18 protein-coding genes are annotated in these 19,678 nt (G+C 64.9%); 8 read left to right on the plus strand and 10 right to left on the minus strand.

Annotated features, from left to right (window positions below):
* On the minus strand, positions 1–555 hold a 555-nt coding region (locus ACLV8F_RS21775; protein ID WP_411886289.1), incomplete at its 3' end, for an acetyl-coenzyme A synthetase N-terminal domain-containing protein.
* A gap of 151 nt (positions 556–706) precedes the next feature.
* Between ACLV8F_RS21775 and ACLV8F_RS21780 the strand changes: the two genes are divergently transcribed.
* The gene (locus ACLV8F_RS21780) at positions 707–1,321 is read left to right on the plus strand and encodes a YqhA family protein (protein WP_411886290.1); all 615 of its coding nucleotides are present in this window, start codon (positions 707–709) and stop codon (positions 1,319–1,321) included.
* A gap of 5 nt (positions 1,322–1,326) precedes the next feature.
* Here ACLV8F_RS21780 and nhaA read toward each other — a convergent pair whose 3' ends face one another.
* From nhaA to ACLV8F_RS21795, 3 genes are all read right to left on the minus strand, one after another.
* The gene (gene nhaA, locus ACLV8F_RS21785) at positions 1,327–2,517 is read right to left on the minus strand and encodes a Na+/H+ antiporter NhaA (RefSeq protein WP_411886291.1); all 1,191 of its coding nucleotides are present in this window, start codon (positions 2,515–2,517) and stop codon (positions 1,327–1,329) included.
* Positions 2,518–2,673: 156 nt separating this feature from the next.
* Positions 2,674–4,071: a class II fumarate hydratase gene (gene fumC, locus ACLV8F_RS21790; RefSeq protein ID WP_411886292.1), complete on the minus strand. Its 1,398-nt coding sequence runs from the start codon at positions 4,069–4,071 to the stop codon at positions 2,674–2,676.
* 104 nt (positions 4,072–4,175) lie between these two features.
* Positions 4,176–4,637: a guanylate cyclase gene (locus ACLV8F_RS21795; protein WP_411886293.1), complete on the minus strand. Its 462-nt coding sequence runs from the start codon at positions 4,635–4,637 to the stop codon at positions 4,176–4,178.
* Between the two features lie 148 nt (positions 4,638–4,785).
* On the opposite strand from ACLV8F_RS21795, the gene ACLV8F_RS21800 reads away from it, so the two are divergent.
* Entirely contained in the window at positions 4,786–6,336 is a 1,551-nt protein-coding gene (locus tag ACLV8F_RS21800) for a fumarate hydratase (RefSeq protein ID WP_411886294.1), read from the plus strand.
* Between the two features lie 28 nt (positions 6,337–6,364).
* Positions 6,365–7,195, plus strand: a complete 831-nt coding sequence (gene murI, locus ACLV8F_RS21805) for a glutamate racemase (protein ID WP_411886295.1) — start codon at positions 6,365–6,367, stop codon at positions 7,193–7,195.
* Positions 7,196–7,197: 2 nt separating this feature from the next.
* Here the strand turns inward: murI and ACLV8F_RS21810 are convergent, their stop codons facing one another.
* The gene (locus ACLV8F_RS21810; protein WP_411886296.1) at positions 7,198–8,109 is read right to left on the minus strand and encodes a LysR substrate-binding domain-containing protein; all 912 of its coding nucleotides are present in this window, start codon (positions 8,107–8,109) and stop codon (positions 7,198–7,200) included.
* A 133-nt stretch (positions 8,110–8,242) separates the two neighbouring features.
* Between ACLV8F_RS21810 and ACLV8F_RS21815 the strand changes: the two genes are divergently transcribed.
* The 5 genes from ACLV8F_RS21815 (at position 8,243) to ACLV8F_RS21835 (ending at position 13,875) form a co-directional block, all read left to right on the plus strand.
* Positions 8,243–8,830, plus strand: a complete 588-nt coding sequence (locus ACLV8F_RS21815) for a hypothetical protein (protein ID WP_411886297.1) — start codon at positions 8,243–8,245, stop codon at positions 8,828–8,830.
* 51 nt (positions 8,831–8,881) lie between these two features.
* Positions 8,882–10,480, plus strand: a complete 1,599-nt coding sequence (locus ACLV8F_RS21820) for a rhodanese-like domain-containing protein (protein WP_411886298.1) — start codon at positions 8,882–8,884, stop codon at positions 10,478–10,480.
* A 50-nt stretch (positions 10,481–10,530) separates the two neighbouring features.
* Positions 10,531–11,526: a Bug family tripartite tricarboxylate transporter substrate binding protein gene (locus ACLV8F_RS21825; RefSeq protein WP_411886299.1), complete on the plus strand. Its 996-nt coding sequence runs from the start codon at positions 10,531–10,533 to the stop codon at positions 11,524–11,526.
* Positions 11,527–11,577: 51 nt separating this feature from the next.
* Positions 11,578–12,783 carry a cystathionine beta-lyase gene (gene metC, locus ACLV8F_RS21830; protein ID WP_411886300.1) on the plus strand — a complete coding sequence of 402 codons (1,206 nt, stop codon included), beginning with the start codon at positions 11,578–11,580 and terminating at the stop codon, positions 12,781–12,783.
* Between the two features lie 78 nt (positions 12,784–12,861).
* Positions 12,862–13,875 carry a YeiH family protein gene (locus ACLV8F_RS21835; protein ID WP_411886301.1) on the plus strand — a complete coding sequence of 338 codons (1,014 nt, stop codon included), beginning with the start codon at positions 12,862–12,864 and terminating at the stop codon, positions 13,873–13,875.
* Positions 13,876–13,887: 12 nt separating this feature from the next.
* Here the strand turns inward: ACLV8F_RS21835 and oppF are convergent, their stop codons facing one another.
* The 5 genes from oppF to ACLV8F_RS21860 all read right to left on the minus strand — a co-directional run bounded on the left by oppF (position 13,888) and on the right by ACLV8F_RS21860 (position 19,512).
* Complete coding sequence (oppF, locus tag ACLV8F_RS21840; protein WP_411886302.1) at positions 13,888–14,982, minus strand: murein tripeptide/oligopeptide ABC transporter ATP binding protein OppF; 1,095 nt, start codon at positions 14,980–14,982, stop codon at positions 13,888–13,890.
* On the minus strand, positions 14,870–15,874 hold the full coding sequence (locus ACLV8F_RS21845) for an oligopeptide/dipeptide ABC transporter ATP-binding protein (RefSeq protein WP_411886303.1): 1,005 nt from the start codon (positions 15,872–15,874) through the stop codon (positions 14,870–14,872). Before ACLV8F_RS21845 ends, oppF begins: the two co-directional genes overlap by 113 nt.
* An 8-nt stretch (positions 15,875–15,882) precedes the next feature.
* Positions 15,883–16,812 carry an ABC transporter permease subunit gene (locus ACLV8F_RS21850; protein ID WP_411886304.1) on the minus strand — a complete coding sequence of 310 codons (930 nt, stop codon included), beginning with the start codon at positions 16,810–16,812 and terminating at the stop codon, positions 15,883–15,885.
* Between the two features lie 11 nt (positions 16,813–16,823).
* Positions 16,824–17,744, minus strand: coding sequence for an oligopeptide ABC transporter permease OppB (gene oppB, locus ACLV8F_RS21855; protein ID WP_411886305.1), 921 nt, complete (start codon positions 17,742–17,744; stop codon positions 16,824–16,826).
* Positions 17,745–17,898: 154 nt separating this feature from the next.
* Positions 17,899–19,512, minus strand: coding sequence for a peptide ABC transporter substrate-binding protein (locus ACLV8F_RS21860; RefSeq protein WP_411886306.1), 1,614 nt, complete (start codon positions 19,510–19,512; stop codon positions 17,899–17,901).
* Positions 19,513–19,678 lie beyond the last annotated feature (166 nt).

A 19,678-nucleotide genomic window follows, 5' to 3' on the forward strand; every position in this document is an offset into this window, starting at 1 on the left:
GATGCGCTCCTGCAGGCTCTTGGCCGAGAAGCCGCCGAACACCACCGAATGCGTAGCGCCTATGCGCGCGCAAGCCTGCATGGCCACCACGCCTTCAACCGTCATCGGCATGTAGATGATGACGCGGTCGCCCTTCTTGATGCCCGCGCCCTTGAGCGCGCTGGCGAACTGGCTGACCCTGGCGTGCAGTTCCTTGTAGGTGACGTTGGTGACCTTGCCGTCGTCGCTTTCGAAAATGATGGCTTTCTTGTTTTCGACCGGCGTGCCCAGGTGGCGGTCCAGGCAGTTGTAGGAGGCATTGAGTTCGCCGTCGGCAAACCATTTGTAGAAAGGCGCAGTGGATTCGTCCAGCGTCTTCGTGAAGGGCTTTTTCCAGCTGAGGTTTTCGCGCGCCAGGCGCGCCCAGAAACCTTCAAAATCTTTTTCAGCTTCAGCGCACAGGGCTTGGTAGGCCGGCATGCCCGAAATACGCGCCGCTTTCACGGTGGCGGGGGCAGGCGGGAAGATGCGATTTTCAACCAGGGTCGATTCGATCGCGGATTGGGGTGCGCTCATTGTTTATGTCTCCTGTTTGTCACTGAATGCGTGGTACTGTCTTCTGCCGCACTTACAAGCCACTGACTGGCTTGAAGCTTACAAAATCTCAAATTCCCGGGGCCGGCCAGCCTGCCCTCTACAATGCCGCAAACCCTCAGCTTACGCCATCATGACTGAACCTACCCAAGTCCCCACAACCGCCAAAATCTCGCCGCTGCGCCCGCTGCCCAACCTGATTTTCGCCAGCCGCTGGCTGCAGCTGCCGCTGTACCTCGGGCTGATTGCCGCGCAGGCGGTGTACGTGGTGCACTTCCTGGTGGAGCTGTGGCACCTGATCGAAGCAGCCTTCGGCAGCCAGACCGCCCTGCAGTCGCTGATCACCAGCATAGGCTACAAAACCACCACGCCGATTGTTTCGCTCAACGAGACGGTCATCATGCTGGTGGTGCTGGCCCTGATCGATGTGGTCATGATCTCCAACCTGTTGATCATGGTCATCGTGGGTGGCTACGAAACCTTCGTGAGCCGCATGAACCTGGAAGGCCACCGCGACCAGCCTGAATGGCTGAGCCATGTGAACGCCTCAGTGCTCAAGGTCAAGCTGGCCACGGCCATCATCGGCATCAGCTCCATCCACCTGCTAAAGACTTTCATCAACGCCGACAACTACACCGACCGCGTGCTGATTGCGCAGACGGTGATCCACATCACCTTCCTGCTGTCGGCCATTGCGATCGCTTACACCGACAAGATCATGTCGGGCATCGCCGCGCAAAAGCACTGAGGGGATTAGCGCTGCGCTTTGGCGGCGCTGCTGCGCAGCAGCATCACCGCCCCCAGCACCCCCGACAACAGCGAGCCGCAGAGTACACCCAGCTTGAGCTGCGTTTCATACGCGGCATCCTGTCCGGCAAAGGCCAGCGCGCCTATGAAGAGGCTCATCGTGAAACCCACGCCGCACAATAGGCAGACACCGAAGAACTGACCCCAGCCGGCCTCTGCGGGCAGGCGCGCGCCGGCAAAGCGAATCAGCAGCCAAGACGCGCCGAACACGCCTATCGCCTTGCCGAGCAGCAGGCCCGCCGTGATGCCCAGGGGCACGCTCTGAAGCAGCGTACCCATCGTCACCCCCTGCAATGAAACCCCCGCGTTGGCAAACGCAAACATGGGCAGCACGGCAAAAGCCACCCAGGGATGCAGCGCGTGTTCGGCCGTTTTAAGGGGCGAGCCGCCTTTGCCGTCCGACAGGGGAATCGCCAGCGCGGTCACGACGCCCGCCAGCGTCGCGTGAATGCCGGACTTGTAGACGAAAAGCCAGATCACCAGGCCCACCATCACGTAGGGCCCAATCGCCATGACCTTGGCCCGGTTCAGGGCCAGCAGCACCAGCACGCCCACACCGGCAGCGGCCAGTGCCGTCACCGACAAACCATCGGTGTAGAAAAAGGCAATGATCAGGATGGCGCCCAGGTCGTCAATGATGGCGACGGCCGTCAAAAACACCTTGAGCGATGCCGGCACCCGGCTGCCCAGCAGCACCAGGATGCCCAGCGCAAAGGCGATATCGGTCGCGGCCGGAATCGCCCAGCCGCGCATGGCAACAGGGTCACCCGCATTGATCGCCATGTAAATGAGCGCCGGCACCAGCATGCCGCCCAGCGCCGCACCCGCCGGCAGCAGGGCCTGGCTTCGCGAGGCGAGTTCACCGTCCAGCAACTCCCGCTTGATCTCCAGCCCCACCAGGAAGAAAAACACCGCCATCCACAGGTCATTGACCCAGTGCAGCAAGGACTTGGAAAGCACCAGCAGGTCGCCGCCCACACGCACTTCGCCGGGCAGTTGCACAAACCGGTTGTAAGCCTCGCCCCAGGGCGAATTACTCAGCACCAGTGCCAGCACCGCCGCCAGCGCCAGTACCACGCCCGAAAGCGACTGCGAATTGATGAACTGGTTGAGGGTGCGGTGGACGAATTTCAGCATGGCCCCATTGTCCCAGACACGCAGGCCGAGAGGCGATAAAACGACCACCCCCATCCCAACAAGCAGGGGCCGCGGAACTGGCTTCGCCAGGCCGCAGGCGCCGCCCCCTTAAGGGGGAACAGGCTACACGAAGTGAGCCTGGACGGGGGTGTGCATCTACCTGCCGACCATATTGCCGGGGACCACCCACTGGTCGAATTGCTCACCCGTGACGTGCCCCGAGGCCAGCGCCGCATCGCGCAGGCTGCTGCCTTCCTTGTGCGCCTTCTTGGCGATGTAGGCGGCCTTGTCGTAACCGATGTGGGTGTTGAGCGCGGTCACCAGCATCAGCGAGCGGTCCACCAGTTCGGTGATGCGTTCGCGGTTCGGCTCTATGCCCACGGCGCAGTGGTCGTTAAAGCTCACCATGCCGTCGGCCAGCAGGCGCACGCTTTGCAGGAAGTTGTGCGCCACCATGGGGCGGAACACATTGAGTTCGAAGTTGCCCGAGGCGCCGCCGAAATTGATGGCGACGTCGTTGCCGAACACCTGGGCCGCCAGCATGGTGACGGCTTCGCTCTGCGTCGGGTTGACCTTGCCCGGCATGATGGATGAGCCGGGTTCGTTCTCGGGGATGCTGAGTTCGCCGATGCCGCTGCGCGGGCCGCTGGCCAGCCAGCGCACGTCGTTGGCTATTTTCATCATGCTGGCGGCCAGGGTCTTGAGCGCGCCGTGCGCATGCACCAGGCCGTCCACCGAGGCCAGCGCCTCGAACTTGTTGGGCGCCGTAACGAAGGGCAGGCCCGTGAGCGCGGCCAGCTCGGCCGCCACCTGCTCGGCATAGCCCTTGGGCGCGTTCAGGCCGGTGCCCACGGCCGTGCCGCCCAAGGCCAGTTCGCACAGGTGCGGCAAGGCGGCGCGCACGTGCTTGTCGCCGTGGTCCAGTTGCGCGACGTAGCCCGAGAACTCCTGGCCCAGGGTCAGCGGCGTGGCGTCCTGCAGGTGGGTGCGGCCAATCTTGACGATGCCGTCGAAATCCTTGGCTTTTTTCGCCAGCGTGGCGCGCAGTTTGGCGATGGCCGGCAGCAGCTTGTGCGTCATCGCTTCCACCGCGGCCACGTGCATGGCGGTCGGGAAGACGTCGTTGGACGACTGGCTGCGGTTGACGTCGTCGTTGGGGTGCACCAGCCGGCCTTCGCCGCGCTCGCCGCCCAGGATTTCGCTGGCGCGGTTGGCCAGCACCTCGTTGACGTTCATATTGGTCTGCGTGCCCGAACCGGTCTGCCAGACCACCAACGGGAACTCGTCCGCGTGCTCGCCGGCGATGACCTCATCGGCTGCGGCCACGATGGCTTGGGTTTTCTTTTCGTCCTGCAGGCCCAGCGCGTGGTTGACTTTGGCCGATGAGCGCTTGACCTGGGCCAGCGCCTTGATGATTTCGCGCGGCTGCTGCTCGCCGGAAATGTCGAAATTCTGCAGTGAACGCTGCGTCTGCGCGCCCCAGAGTTTGCCGGCCGGCACGTCGATGGGGCCGAAGGTATCGCGCTCAACGCGCGTGCTGCTGCTTGTGGTCATGGAATGTCCTGCGCTGTCAAAAATGGGTTGAACCCGAAGTATGACGGCAGACGAGAAGAATTCTCATCCAAAGGGGTTTTAGGCCCCACCTGCCCTGCGCTGGCTTACCGCAGGTAAGCGGGCAACACCCGCGCGGCTTTCTGCAGGAATTCGAACTCCGAATCCACCAGGGACCGGGGCACAAAATCAAAGTGGCACAAGGTGCCAAACAGCTCACCGCGCCCGTCCAGCAACGGCAGCCCGTGGTAGGACACGACCACGCCCTTGAAGGGGCTGCCGTCCACACGGGAGTCGGCGCGCGTGTCCTCGGTCAGGAAGGAGCCGTCACGCATGGCGTGCTGGCAAAAACTTTCGTCCAGCTGTACCACACCCAGCGATTCGGGCAACAGCGCGCCTTCACGGTCAAAGAGGTAGAGGTTGCGCACCGTCATGGCTTCCAGGCGATAAATCGCAGTGCAGCGGTGCGTGACGCGCTGGTTCAGGAAGGCCAGGCCGGCCCCGATACCGTCGGCGGCCAGAACACGGGTGAAATCGGCCAGGGGGGAAGGTTCAAGCAGTGCGGACATGTGTGGCAAGGACTATATCCCCCCAACCAACCCGGCGGCAACGTCAAAAGACGCAAACCGGGCGCGCGGCGCCCAAGGACCGATAATTGCGGGGTTTGCCCGAAATCCCCAAAACGACCCCAAAAAAACGACGACGCCCCACCCCACCATGACCACGATCAAGCAAGCCGACCTCATTGAATCCGTAGCCGCCGCCCTGCAGTACATCAGCTACTACCATCCCGCCGACTACATCGCCCACCTGGCCCGCGCCTACGAACGCGAGCAAAGCCCCGCCGCCAGGGACGCGATCGCGCAGATCCTCACCAACAGCAAGATGAGCGCGACAGGCCAGCGCCCCATCTGCCAGGACACCGGCATCGTCAACGTGTTCCTCAAAGTCGGCATGGACGTGCGCTGGGAAGGCTTTACCGGCAGCCTGGACGACGCCATCAACGAAGGCGTGCGCCGCGGCTACAACCACCCCGACAACACGCTGCGCGCCTCCGTCGTAGCCGACCCGCAGTTCGAGCGCAAGAACACCAAGGACAACACGCCGGCGGTGATCTTCACCGAGCTGGTGCCCGGCGGCACGATCGACATCACCGTGGCGGCCAAGGGCGGCGGCAGCGAAAACAAAAGCAAGATGGTGATGCTCAACCCCGGCGACTCGGTGGTTGACTGGGTGCTCAAGACCGTGCCCACCATGGGCGCCGGCTGGTGCCCGCCCGGCATGCTGGGCATAGGCATAGGCGGCACCGCCGAAAAAGCCGTGCTGATGGCCAAGGAAAGCCTGATGGACGACCTCGACATGTATGAGCTGCAGGCCAAATCGTCGTCCGGCGGGAAGCTCTCCAAAACCGAAGAGCTTCGCCTGGAACTGTTCGAAAAAGTCAATGCGCTGGGCATAGGCGCGCAGGGCCTGGGCGGCCTGACCACCGTGCTCGATATCAAGATCAAGATGTACCCCACGCACGCGGCCAGCAAGCCCGTGGCGATGATCCCCAACTGCGCCGCCACGCGCCACGCCCACTTTGTGATGGACGGCAGCGGCCCGGTCTACCTGGACCCGCCTTCGCTGGACCTGTGGCCCAACGTGAACTGGGCGCCCGACTACAACAAAAGCAAAAAAGTCGACCTCAACACGCTCACCAAAGAAGAAGTCGCCAGCTGGAAGCCCGGCCAGACCCTGCTACTCAACGGCAAGATGCTGACCGGCCGCGATGCCGCGCACAAGCGCATCAAGGACATGCTGGCCAAGGGCGAGAAGCTGCCGGTGGACTTCAGCGGCCGCGTGATCTATTACGTCGGCCCGGTCGACCCGGTGCGCGACGAAGCCGTAGGTCCGGCCGGACCGACCACCGCCACCCGCATGGACGGCTTCACTGAAATGATGCTGGCCGAAACCGGCCTGATCTCCATGATCGGCAAGTCCGAGCGCGGCCCGGTCGCCATCGAAGCCATCAAGAAACACAAGAGCGCCTACCTGATGGCTGTCGGCGGCGCCGCCTACCTGGTCAGCAAGGCCATCAAGACCGCCAAGGTGATCGGCTTTGCCGACCTCGGCATGGAAGCGATTTACGAATTCGACGTGGTCGACATGCCGGTCACCGTGGCGGTGGATTCGGGCGGCACCAGCGCCCACATCACCGGCCCGGCGGAGTGGCAAAAGAAGATCGCCACCGGCGAGTTCAAGCGAATCCCGGTTACCAGCGCCTGAAGCGCCCTTGCCGGCAAAGGATGCAGATTTGACGCGCCAGCCCATTGGAGTCTTCGACAGCGGCGTCGGCGGGCTGAGCATCCTGCAATCCCTGCGCGCCGAGCTGCCGCACGAGGACTTCATCTACATCGCCGACAGCGGCCATGCGCCCTACGGCGAGCGCAGTGATGCCTATGTGCTGGCACGCTCGCGCGCGGTCACCGCGCACCTGGCCCGGCAAGGCGTCAAGGCGCTGGTGATTGCCTGCAACACGGCCACGGCGGCGGCCATCGACCTGCTGCGCGCGGAACACCCCACCCTGCCCATCATCGGCGTGGAGCCGGCCCTCAAACCCGCGACGCTGCTGAGCCGCACACGCCGCATCGGTGTGATGGCCACGCGCAGCACCCTGGCCAGCGCGCGCTTCAAAACCCTGCTCAGTTCGCTGGCGGGCCAGGCGAGTTTTGTGCTGCGGCCCTGTGACGGCCTGGCCGGCGCGATAGAGCGCGGTGTGCATGCGGAGGCTGGCACTGAGAGCGCGGCCGAGATCATCGCCGCCTGCACCCGCCATGCAGAAGCCATGGGCCCCTTCGGCCTGAACGACGGCGAGATGGACACGCTGGTGCTGGGCTGCACGCACTACCCGTTTGCCGAAGAACATTTGCGCGAGTTGCTGGGACCTCACATACAGTTTCTGGACACCGGTGCGCCGGTCGCGCGCCAGACGCGCCTGCGACTGGCGGCTGCCACGCAGGACGATTCGGAAACCCAGGGCGCAGGCCAGGTCAGGCTGTTTACCACCGGCCAGCCCGCGGCCCTGCAGGCCGCTGCGCAGCGCTGGCTGCAACTGAACGTAGCCGTGGAACCGCTACACGCTTGAGTTCAGCCCAGGCCGGCGCTCTGGCCCTGCGCCGCCGACGGGCCGGGGTCCGCCGCGCTTCGGATCAATCCCAGGTTGGCTTTGAGCATCTCGAACACCTTGCGCGTCACCGGGTTGATGACGTTCCTGCGCACGAAAAGGTAATAGTCGAGGTCGGGCAAGCGCGGCAGGCCGTCGTTTTCCCCCAGCACGCGCAGGTCGCTGCCCGCCGTCTCGATGCCGCGCGCAGTCACGCCCAGCCCGGCCCGTAGAGCGGCCTTGATGCCGATCAGGCTGGAAGCGGTGTAGTTGGGCGACCAGGCGATGCCGGCGGCGTCCAGCGCCTCGCGCGCCAGCCGGTGGAACACGCTGGGTCCTTCCACCAGGATCAGCGGCACCGGCTTGGCGCGGTCGTGCACATAAGCGGCCGAACACAGCCACACCGTGGGAGATGTGCGGAGCACCACGCCATCCAGCCCCGGGTCCTTGCGGTTGGAGATGCTCATGTCGATCTCGCCGCGCTTGAGCGACTCCATCAGAAAGGGGCTGCGCCCCACGTGGATGTCCAGCCGCAGCATCGGTGAGGCCCGCGCCACTTGCGCCAATAAGGTCGGCAGCATGGTGTCGGCCACGTCGTGAGGCGCGCCTATGCGCAGCACGCCCTCAAGGTTGCCGTCCTGCAGGCTGCGCAGCGCGTCGTCGTTGATGGCCAGGAGGTGGCGCGCGTAATCGAGCAGTTTGAGCCCGTGCGGCGTCAATCGCTTGCTGCGCCCCTGCTTTTCAAACAGCGGGTGGCCGATCTGGTCTTCCAGGCGCTGCATCTGCTGCGTCACTGCCGACTGGGTTTTGCCCAGGTGCACGGCGGCGCCGGCAAAGCTGTCCTGTTCGTGGATGGCAACCAGGCAGCGCAGCAACTCCAGGTCAAGGGTTTTCATTCAGGAGTCTCCCGTGTCAGGATCTTCATATTACAAATCCTAATGCATTTATCTCCATTTCTGAGTTGTTTCAGAAATATGACTTGACTACATTAGGTTCAACAAACCGAAATTTCACTGAGGAATATCCCCCATGAACGCAGCAGCAGAGCGCAGTCAGGTGGTTGGCGCCGCCATTCAAAACATTAAATTTATTGTTGGAAACGGCGACACAAGCCGGCAGTCCCTGGCCAAAGTGCTGGCGCTGCTGAACCAGCTGGCAAGCCGCAAAGACCTGTGGAGCGCCACTGATTTCGCCTCGCCCGAAAGCCCCGAGCTGCAGGCGCGCTACCTGATCACCGAAGACGCCGACCAGAGCTTTGCGCTCTACCTCAACGTGATGCGGCCCGGCAAACGCATCGTGCCGCACAACCACACGACCTGGGCCTGCATCAGTGCCGTGGAGGGCACCGAACTGAACCGGGTCTACGAACGCCAGGACGACGGTTCGGTACCCGGCAAGGCGCAGCTCAAGGAAGTCAACTCCGTCGTGGTCGAGCCCGGCACTGGCATCGCCTTGATGCCGGAAGACATCCACTCGGTGGAGATACCCGCGGGCCAGGTGATACGCCACCTGCACATGTACGGCCGCGCGCTCGAAACCCTGACATCGCGCACCAGCTACGACATGGAAAAAGGCACGTACGAAACCATGGGAATCGGCGTGCAGACGCGCCGCTGAGCGTTCACATCCCCTCCTTCCAAATCTTCCGAACCCACACGCACCCATCCCATGACACGTTTTGTAGACGCGGCCACGCTCAAAGCCTGGCTGCACGACGGCGAAGAAATCGCCCTGTTCGATGTACGCGAGCACGGGCAGTACGGCCAGTCGCATTTGTTTTACGGCATTCCCCTGCCCTACAGCCGACTGGAGCTGGACGCACCGCGCCTGGCGCCGCGCCACGGCGTGCGGCTGGTGGTGTATGACGATGACGGCCGCAGCGCGGCGCCCCTGGCCGCGCGCCGCTTCACCGCGCTCGGCTACAGCGACGTGCAGCTGCTGCAAGGCGGCACCGCCGGCTGGCTGGCCGCCGGTTTTGCGCTGTTCGCCGGTGTCAACGTGCCGTCCAAGACCTTCGGCGAACTGGCCGAGCAGGTCTACCACACGCCCCGCGTCAGCGCGGCAGAACTGGCGGGCATGCTGGCGCGGCGGGACGACGTGGTAGTGCTGGACGGGCGGCCGTTTTCGGAGTTCCGCAAGATGAGCATCCCGACGGCGATCAGTTGCCCCAACGGCGAGCTGCCCCTGCGCATCCGCGAACTGGTGCCCAGCGAGAACACCCACATCGTGATCAACTGCGCGGGCCGCACGCGCAGCATCATAGGCGCGCAGACGCTGATCAACCTGGGCCTGCGCAACCCCGTGTCGGCACTCGAAAACGGCACCCAGGGCTGGTACCTGGCCGACCTGAAACTCGAGCACGGCGGTACGCGCCGCTACACAGACTCTGTCCAGCCCGGCGAGCCCGCCGGCATGCGCGCCGCGGCCCAGGCGCTTGCGGCCCGCTTCGGCGTTCCCGTGGTTGACGCGCAGACGGTGCGCGGCTGGGCCGGCGACACGCAGCGCACGCTCTTTTTGTGCGACGTGCGCAGCCCCGAGGAATTTGCGCGCGGCAGCCTGCCCGGCGCGCAGCATACGCCGGGCGGCCAGTTGATCCAGGCCACTGACCAATACGTGGGTGTGCGCCAGGCCAGGCTGGTGCTGTTCGATGCGGACGGCATACGCGCGCTGACGGTAGCCAGCTGGCTGCGCCAGTTGGGCCATGACGCCAGCGTACTGGGCCAGGGCCTGGCCAGCGGCCTGGCCCTTCCGGCCGCAACGCCCGTGGCCCTGCCCGCGCTGCCCGCCACCAGCGCGCAGGCGCTGTCGGCCGGGCTGGCCGACGGTACCCTTGCCGCCATAGACCTGCGCCCCAGCATGCAGTTTCGGCAACACCATATCGCGGGAGCGCGCTGGTCTATCCGGCCGCGCCTGGCGGCGCTGCTCGCCGGCGAGCACCGCCCGGTTGTGCTGATTGCCGATGAACCCGCCGTGGCAGCCTGCGCCGCGGTTGACCTGCAGGCGCTGGGCCTGAAGCCCAGCCTGCTTGAAGGCGGCCTGGACGCCTGGCGCGCCGCCGGCCTGCCGCTTCAGTCCTCCGGGAACATTCCGGCCGACAGCGACTGCATCGACTACCTGTTCTTCGTGCATGACCGGCACGACGGCAACAAGGAAGCTGCCCGCCAGTACCTGGCCTGGGAAGTCAACCTGATCGGCCAGCTCGACGCGCAGGAGTTGAAGGCCTACCGCTTGCCGGACGCGCCCGAACCTGCCCGCACGAGTGTTTGAGCGCTTTCATTTTTTTCACCCTTGATTCACTTTTCTTCAGGAGCCCGCCCATGCTTGCCACGCTGAAATTCACCGCCGCCTCACTGTGCTGCGCCCTGCTCGCCGCGCACGGCGCCGCCTCTGCGCAGCCCATGCCGCAGGTCGGCGGCTTCCCGAACCAGGCCATCAAATTCGTGTCGCCCTTCCCGGCCGGAGGCGGTAATGACGCCACGACGCGTTTCGTCACCAGCCGACTCTCCGACATCACCGGCCAGACCGCCATCGTCGACAACCGCGGCGGCGCCGGCGGCAACATAGGCGCCAAGGCCGTGGCCGACGCCAAGCCCGACGGCTACACCGTGCTCACCGGCCAGGTCTCGCTGATGGCCGTCAACCCCTCGCTGTATGCCTCGCCCGGCTTCGACCCGCTGAAGAACTTCCTGCCTGTCACCCAGATCAACGCCGCGCCGCTGGTACTGGTGGTGCCCAGCAATTCGCCTCTGAAGAGCTTTGCCGACCTGGCCGCGCAGACCAAAGTTCCCGGCGGGCGCGTCACCTATGCCACACCCGGCAACGGCACACTCTCGCACCTCGTCGGCGTGGTCCTGGACAAGGACAGCGCCATCGCCATGACCCACGTGCCCTACAAGGGAGCTGCACCGGCCATCACTGACCTGCTGGGCGGCCAGGTGGACGTGCTGATCACCTCCACCGCCTCGGTGTCCAGCTTCATCCAGAACGGCAAGATGCGCGCCCTCGCCGTCACCAGCCCGCGCCGCATCGGCGTGTTCGCCAAGGTGCCGACGCTGGAAGAGCTGGGCTACCGCAACTCGACCTTTGAAGACTGGTACGGTTTTTTCGCACCGGCCGGCACACCGCCCGAGCGCGTGGCCTACCTGCACGACAGCATCGTGCGCGCCCTGAAGTTGCCGGAAGTCAGCAAGCTGATCACCGAAGGCGGCAGCGAAGTGGTGGGCAATACGCCTGCGGCGTTTGCCGCGCAACTCAAGGAAGACATCGCCCGCTGGTCGCGCGTCGTCAAGCTTTCGGGCGCCAAGCTAGACTGATCCGTCACTCCGTCACTCCGTCACTCCGTCACTCACCAGGGCGCTCACGACATGGACAAAAAAACGCCGCCGGCCCCCTCGCCCAATCCGTCGCCCCTGACGCGCCTGGTCCATGCCGGCAAGCAGCCGGCGTTTGCGGGCGGCCGGCCGGTCAATCCGCCGGTGGTGCGCGCCAGCACCGTGCTGTTCGACAGCACCGCCCACCAGCACGAGATGCGCGTGCGGCGCGGCGAAGAGCGACTGTTCACCTATGGAGCCCGCGGCAACCCGACCAATTACGCGCTGGAAGACCTGGTGAGCGAACTCGAAGGCGCTTACCGCACGCGGCTTTTCCCCACGGGCCTGGCCGCGATCGCGATGACGCTGCTGTCCTACCTCAAGCCCGGCGACCACGTGCTGATGTCCGACAGCGTCTATGAGCCGGCACGCAAGCTGGTGGACTCTTTCCTCACGCCCTACAACATCCGCTGCACTTTTTTTGCGGCCGACGGTAGCGACGTGGAAGAAAAAATCGAAACCGGCACGCGCATGATTTATGCCGAATGCCCGGGCTCGCTGGTGTATGAAATGTGCGACCTGCCGCGCCTGGCCGCGATCGCGCACGCCAAAGGCCTGCTGCTGGTGGCCGACAACACCTGGGGATCGGGCTGCCAGTACCGGCCGCTGGCGCTGGGCGCCGACGTGTCCGTCATGGCGGCCACCAAATACCTGTCGGGCCATTCCGACGTGATGATGGGCACCGTGGCCACCAAGCAAGCCGCCTGGCAAGCGCTGAACGGGCGCAGCGACGCCTTCGGCATGACGGTAAGCCCGGATGACGCCTACCTGGTGCTGCGCGGTGCGCGCAGCATGGCCGCGCGACTGGCCCTGCACGAAAGCCACGCCCTGAAGGTGGCGGCCTGGCTGCAGACGCGCAGCGAAGTGGCGACCGTCTTCTGCCCCGCCCTGCCCGGCGACCCCGGCCACGCCCTGTGGCAACGCGACTGCACGGGCACCAACGGCCTGCTGTCTTTCGAGTTGCAAGGCGGCTTCAACCAGGCCGCCGCCGAGCGGCTGATCGACGGCTTGCGGCTGTTCGGCCTGGGTGCCTCCTGGGGCGGTTATGAAAGCCTGGTCACGCTGGCCAATATGCGCGACGCTCGCAGCGTGGCCGACTGGTCCGGCCGCGGCCAGGTCATCCGGCTGCACATCGGGCTTGAAGACCCGGCCGACCTGCTGGGCGATTTGCAGCAAGGCTTTGCCTCGCTGGGCGCCTGAGCAAGGCTCACCCTCGCACCGCCCGCCGGCGCTTCCTACTTTTCCTCCCGGCCTTCTTCACGAGGTTTTTGCATAACCATGCTCAGTTCTGCGCGCCCCTGGCTTCTTCATACCCGCAGCCTGTGGCCCGGCGTGGCCTTGCCGCTGCTCATCATGCTGGGCGCCACTTTCCTCTCCGAGCATTACGGCGGCCCGCAATTGCTCTACGCCCTGCTGTTCGGCCTGGCTTTTCATTTTCTGCACCAGGACGCGCGCTGCCGGCCCGGTATCGAGTTTTGCGCCCGCACGCTGCTGCGCATCGGCGTGGCGCTGCTGGGCGCGCGCATCACGCTGGCGCAAATCGGGCAACTGGGCATAGGGCCGCTGGCCACGGCGGTGATCGCCATTGCCAGCGCCATCGCAATGGGCGCCTGGCTGGCGCGGCGCCTGGGCCTGAGCACCGACTTCGGCCTGCTCTGCGGCGCAGCCGTGTCGATCTGCGGGGCCTCCGCGGCGCTGGCGGTGGCGGCCGTGATGCCCAAGACCGTGGACAACGAGCGCCACACGCTGCTGACGGTGGTCGGCGTCACGGGCCTGTCGACCCTGGCGATGATCGCCTACCCGTTGCTCGCCCGGGTTCTGCGGCTGGACGACACCGGCGCCGGCATCTTCCTGGGCGGCACCATCCACGACGTGGCGCAGGTCGTGGGCGCGGGCCTGATGATGTCGCACGAAACCGGCGACGTCGCAGTCATCGTCAAGCTGTTTCGCGTGACGCTGCTGGTGCCGGTGGTGGCGGTGCTGGCCTGGTACTGGCGGCGGCGCGGCAGCCCTGATGGCGCTGCCGGCCGGCGCACGCCGCTGCTGCCCTTCTTCCTGGTCGGCTTCATGGCGCTGGTGCTGGCCAACAGCCTGGGCGTGGTCACGCCCCGGCTCAATGAAGCGCTGGGCCAGGTCTCGCGCGTCTGCCTGGTGGTTGCCATCGCGGCGCTGGGCATCAAGACATCGTTCGAGGAGCTGGTCAAGCTCGGCTGGCGGCCCATGGCTTTGATGCTGGTGGAGACCCTGTGGCTGGTCGCCATCTTCGCGGTCTACCTTTGCGTCTTCCGCTGAAAGGAGCGCGCTTTACGCCAGCAGGCAGGCCGCTTCCGTCTGCTCGCTCAGGCGGCGCAGCGCCGGCACTTCCTCGGCACAGCGCGCAATGGCCAGCGGGCAGCGCGTGCGAAACACACAGCCCGAGGGCGGCGCCATGGGCGAAGGCAGGTCGCCCTGCAGCAGCTGGATCACCTTCTTGCGCTCCAGCACCGGGTCCGGGATCGGGATGGCCGACAGCAAGGCCTGCGTATAAGGATGGCGAGGCGCCGCGTACAGAGCCTTCTTGTGCGCCACTTCCATTTCATGCCCCAGGTACATCACCAGGATGCGGTCGCTGATGTGTTTGACGACGGCCAGGTCATGGGCGATGAAGATCAGCGCCAGGCCCATGGACTTCTGCAAGTCCTTGAGCAGGTTGATGATCTGCGCCTGGATGGACACGTCGAGCGCCGACACCGGCTCGTCGCAGATGATGAGCTTGGGCTCCAGGATCAGCGCCCGCGCAATGCCGATGCGCTGGCACTGGCCGCCCGAGAACTCATGCGGGTAACGGTTGATCTGCTGCGCTGTCAGGCCGACGCGGCCCATCATCGCCTTGACGCGCTGCATCACCTCGGCCTCGGCCATGCCCGGGCGGTGCGTGCGCAAGGGCTCGGCGATGATTTGCGCGATGGTCATGCGCGGGTCCAGCGAGGCCAGCGGGTCCTGGAAGATCATCTGGATGTCCGCCCTGGCGCCCTGCCAGGCCTGGGGCGACGCGCCCATCATCTCCTTGCCCATCCAGGTGATGCTGCCTGCCGTGGCGGGGATCAGGTTGAGCACCGCGCGCGCCAGGGTCGACTTGCCGCAGCCCGACTCGCCCACCACACCCAGGGTTTCGCCCGCATGGATGTCGAAGGAAATACCGTCCACGGCCTTGAGGGTACGGGCCGGCGACCAGGGCCAGGCGCCGCCGCCCCTGACCTTGAAATACACCTTGAGGTCGCGTACCGACAGGATGGGTTGGCGCGCCTCAAGCATGGACGCTCCTCTTCGCCGCGAGTTCGGCCACGGCCTGCACGGAGCGGTGGCAGGCCCTGAGCACGGCCGCATCGTGTTCGGCCGGCAGCAACGCGGGCAATACATCGATGCACTCTTCGCTGGCCAGGGTACAGCGTTCGCTGAAGGGGCAGCCCCGAGGAAGACGCGCCATATTCGGCGGCGCGCCGGGAATGGCAACCAGCGCCTCATCTTCGGCATCCAGGCGCGGTATGGCGCCCAGCAAGCCCACGGTATAGGGATGCGAGGCGCGGTAAAAAATGCTGTCGGCGCCGCCCTGCTCCATCACGCGCCCGCCGTAGAGCACCATGACCTCGTCGCACAAACCGGCCACCACGCCCAGGTCGTGCGTGATCATGATGATGGCGGTGCCGAAGTCGCGCTGCAGTTCGCGCAGCAAGGCGATGATCTGCGCCTGCACCGTCACGTCCAGCGCGGTTGTGGGCTCGTCGGCGATCAGCACCTCAGGCTCGCACAGCAAGGCCATGGCAATCATCACGCGCTGGCGCATACCGCCGGAAAATTCGTGCGGATACATCGTGATGCGGCGCGCAGCCTCGGGAATCTTCACGGCATCGAGCAGTTGCACCGAGCGGGCGCGCGCGGCCTTGCGGTCCAGGCCCTTGTGGAACTGCAGCACCTCGGTCATCTGCCGCTCCACCGTGAGGTAGGGATTCAGCGAAGTCATCGGGTCCTGGAAAATCATGGCCACGCGGTTGCCGCGTATCTTGTTGAGCTCGGCCGGTTTCATGGCCAGCAGGTCGCGCCCCTGGTACAAGGCATGCCCCGTGGCCTTGCCGTTGCCGGCGAGCAGGCCCATCATGGCCAGCACGCTCTGGCTTTTGCCGGAGCCGCTTTCGCCGACGATACCCAGGGTCTGGCCCCGATCCAGCGAAAAGTTGATGCCGTTGACGGCATAGACCAGGCCGTCCTGCGTCTGGAACTGCACGCCGAGGTTGTTGACTTCAATCAGGCTCATGGTGTCGCTCAGCGTTCCTTGGGGTCCAGCGCATCGCGCAGGCCGTCCCCGATGTAGTTGAAGCAGTACAAGGTCAGCGACAGCAGGCCGGCCGGGAACAGCAGCATCCACGACGAAACCTCCATGACGGAAGCGCCGTCATGGATCAGCACACCCCAGCTCGTCATCGGCTCCTGGATGCCCAGCCCCAGGAAGGACAGCACCGACTCCACGAGGATCACGGCCGGCACCGTGACCGTGGTGTAGATCACCACGATGCCCAGCAGGTTGGGAACGATGTGCTGGAAGATGATGCGCCGCGTCGGCACGCCCAGGGCGCGCGCCGCTTCGATAAATTCGCGGGAGCGTAGCGACAGGGTCTGGCCGCGCACCACGCGCGCCATGTCCATCCAGGAGAACACCGTGATGGTGATCACCACCAGGTAAAACGCGCGGCCCAGGATGGTCACCATCAGGATCGCGATCAGCAGGTAGGGAACGGCATACATCATGTCGACGACGCGCATCATGAAGGCATCGACCTTGCCGCCTAGAAAGCCCGCCGTCGCGCCCCAGACGATGCCCAGCGTGACGGCCGACAGCGTGGCCAGGAAACCCACCATCAGCGACACGCGGCCGCCGACCAGGCTGCGCACCAGCAGGTCCCGGCCCGACTCATCGGTGCCGAAGAAATGCGCGTTCTTGAGCGTGGGCGGCAAACTCATGGCGTCCCAGTCGGCGGCGTCGAAGGCATGCGGCAGCAGCCAGGGCCCGGCAATGCAGCACAGCGTGATGAAGGCCAGCAGGCCCAGGCTGAACACCGCCGCCTTGTTGCGCAAAAAACGTCCGCGCGCATCGGCCCAGGGGCTGCGCCCCGCGATGTCGGCCGGCGCTGTTTGCAGCGTCTTGCCCAGCGCTGCGGCCAGCCGATCCTGTTTGTCTTTGTTCCTGAACAGCATGGCGTTTCGTTTCAATACCGGATCTTCGGGTCAAGCAAGGCATACGCCAGGTCGACCATCAGGTTCAGCGTCACGGCGATCACGGTCACCAACACCACCAGGCCCAGCACCAGGGTGTAGTCGCGGTTGGCAGCGCCGTTGACGATGAGCTTGCCTATGCCCGGCAGCGAGAACACCGATTCGGTGACGATGGCCGAGGTGATGGACGAAATCGCCAGCGGGCCCATGACGGAGACCACCGGCAGCAGCGCGGGCTTGAGCGCGTGGCGCAGGATGACGGTGCGCGTGGGCAGGCCCTTGGCGCGCGCGGTGCGTATGAAGTTGCTGTGCAGCACCTCGATCAGGCTGCCGCGCATGACGCGCCCTATGGTGGCCACATTGATGAAGATCAGCAGCAGCATGGGCAAGACCATGAAGCGCGGCGAAAAATCATCCCAGCCGCCCGCCGGCGCAACCTTGAGCCAGACGGCGAACACCAGGATCAGCACCGGGCCGATCACAAACGAGGGAAACACATGGCCCGCATTGCCCAGCAGCATGACGAGGTAGTCGATCGCACTGTTCTGCCGCAGGGCCGCCATGGTGCCCAGAAACACGCCGACAAACAGCGAGATGACGATGGCGCCCCCGCCTATCGCCGCGGAGACGGGCAGCGCCTTGGCCACCAGTTCGTTGACCGACCAGTCGGCGTAACGAAACGATGCGCCCAGGTCACCGTGCAAGAGGCTGTTGAGGTAATACAGGTATTGCTGCCACAGCGGCAGGTCGAGGTGGTATTTGGCCTGCAGGTTGGCCAGCACCGCCGCGGACACCTTGCGCTCGTCGTCGAAAGGCCCGCCCGGTGTGCCGTGCAGCAAAAGGTAGCAGACGGTGACGACGGCCAGCAAGGTCGGGATGGTCGCCAGGATGCGCCTGAAGGTGTAAGACCACATGGGAATCTCCGGGCTATGTCGGTGTCAGTGTGGGCGCATGGACGCGTGGGCCGGGTACAGCTTGGTCCTGAACGGCCGGTATGGCATCAGCAATTTGGGAATGGGTAAACAAAAGGCGGGCAGGCGCGCGGCGGCGCCTGCCCCGCGGCCCTCATCAATGCTTGATGATGTACAGGTCCTTGGTGCGGTAGCGGTCCAGCGCGTTGGTCGTTGAATACCCGCCCACATAGGGCTTGACCAGGCGCGGCACGGTGTACTGCAGCAGCGGGATGATGGGGTAGTCCTCCATGATCATCTTCGCGGCCTGCGTCAGCAGCACCTTGCGTTTGGCCGGGTCCAGTTGCTGGTTGCCCTCGTCGATCAGCGCGGAGGCCTTGCGGTTGCAGCTGTTGTGATAATTCTGGTCCGAGTCGCACTGCACCAGCGTGAGCCAGGTGGTGGCGTCGTTGTAGTCGGCCACCCAGCCGTTGCGGGCGATCTGGTAGTCCTTGTCGGTGCGCTTCTTGATCAGCACCTTGAATTCCATGGCATCGAGTTCGACGTCCAGGCCCAGCTTGGTCTTCCACTCAGAGGCCGCGAAGATGGCCATCTTCTTGTGGTAATCGCTGGTGTTGTAAGAGAACTTGAGCCTGGTTCCGGCGGGAAGATTGGCTTCCTTCAGCAGCTTCTTCGCTTCGGCAATGCGTTTGTCGGCGGGCCACTTGGCCCAGTCGTAGGCGGTGACGTCGGCGCCGGAAGTGCCCTTGACGATCACGCCGTAAGCCGGCGTCTGCCCGTCGGCCGTCACGCGCTGCGCCAGAATGTCGCGGTCCAGCGCCATCGACAGCGCCTTGCGCACGCGGATGTCCTTGAGCGCCGGGTCGGCGTTGTTCAGCGAGTAATAACGCAGGCCCAGCATGTCGGTGTTGCGGATTTCCTTGGGGTACTGCGCCTTGTACTTGTCGTAGGTGCCGGGCGGGAGTTGGTAGACCCAGTCGTTCTCACCTGATTCATAGAGCTTGACGTCGGCATTGCCGTCCTCGACCGGGAGGTAGGTCATCTTGGTGAGCTGGACGTTTTTTGCATCCCAATAATTGGGGTTCTTGACCAGGATGATCTTGCTGTTGACCTGCCAGTCTTTGAGTGAAAACGCGCCATTGTTCACCATGTTGGCGGGCCGGGTCCAGTCTTTGCCGAATTTCTCGAGGGTGGCTTTGTGCAGGGGCGCCAGTTGCGGGTTGGAAACCACCTCAGGCAGGAAGCTGACGGGGAAAGGCGTCTTGATTTCCAGGGTGTAGGCATCGACGGCCTTGACGCCCAGTTCGGTCACGGGCTTCTTGCCTTCGATGATCTCTTTCGCATTGAGCAGGAAGACGCCGTAGGTGGACGCGTATTTCGAGGCGGTCGCCGGGTCGACAAACCGGCGCATGCCGTAGATGAAATCTTCGGCGGTCACCGCGTCGCCGTTGGACCACCTGGCGTTCCTGCGCAGCTTGAAGACCCAGGTCTGCGGGTCGACCTGCTTCCAGCTCTCAGCCACGCCGGGCACGATCTTGCCGTTCGAATCGGCGGCGGCCAGCCCTTCGAACATGTCGCGGATGACGTTGTTGGCCGGCACGCCGGTCGCCAGCGCGGCGTCCAGGGTTTCGGGCTCGGAGCCGTTGTTGCGGACCAGTTCCTGCGTCTCATGCAGTTTCACGCCCGCGGGCACCGTGGCTGCGGCGGCCAGGCCGGCCGAGGCCAGCAGCACGGCGCACGCCAGCGCCTTCATCGTGCAGTTTGAGTTCATGTTTGTTGCACTCCCGGATAAAAAACTGGCGGGCTTGTGGCCCGCCGTGGTTGATGGAGCGTCTCGCCCCTGTGAGGAGACTCGACGTTTGGCCTGTCAGTCGGCGCGAATATACCGCCGGCCCCAGTGCCACCTTGTAGGGAGTAACCCTTCAGCAATTAGCATG

The sequence above is a fragment of the Polaromonas sp. YR568 genome (genome assembly GCF_943369675.1).
Lineage (GTDB): Bacteria > Pseudomonadota > Gammaproteobacteria > Burkholderiales > Burkholderiaceae_C > Polaromonas.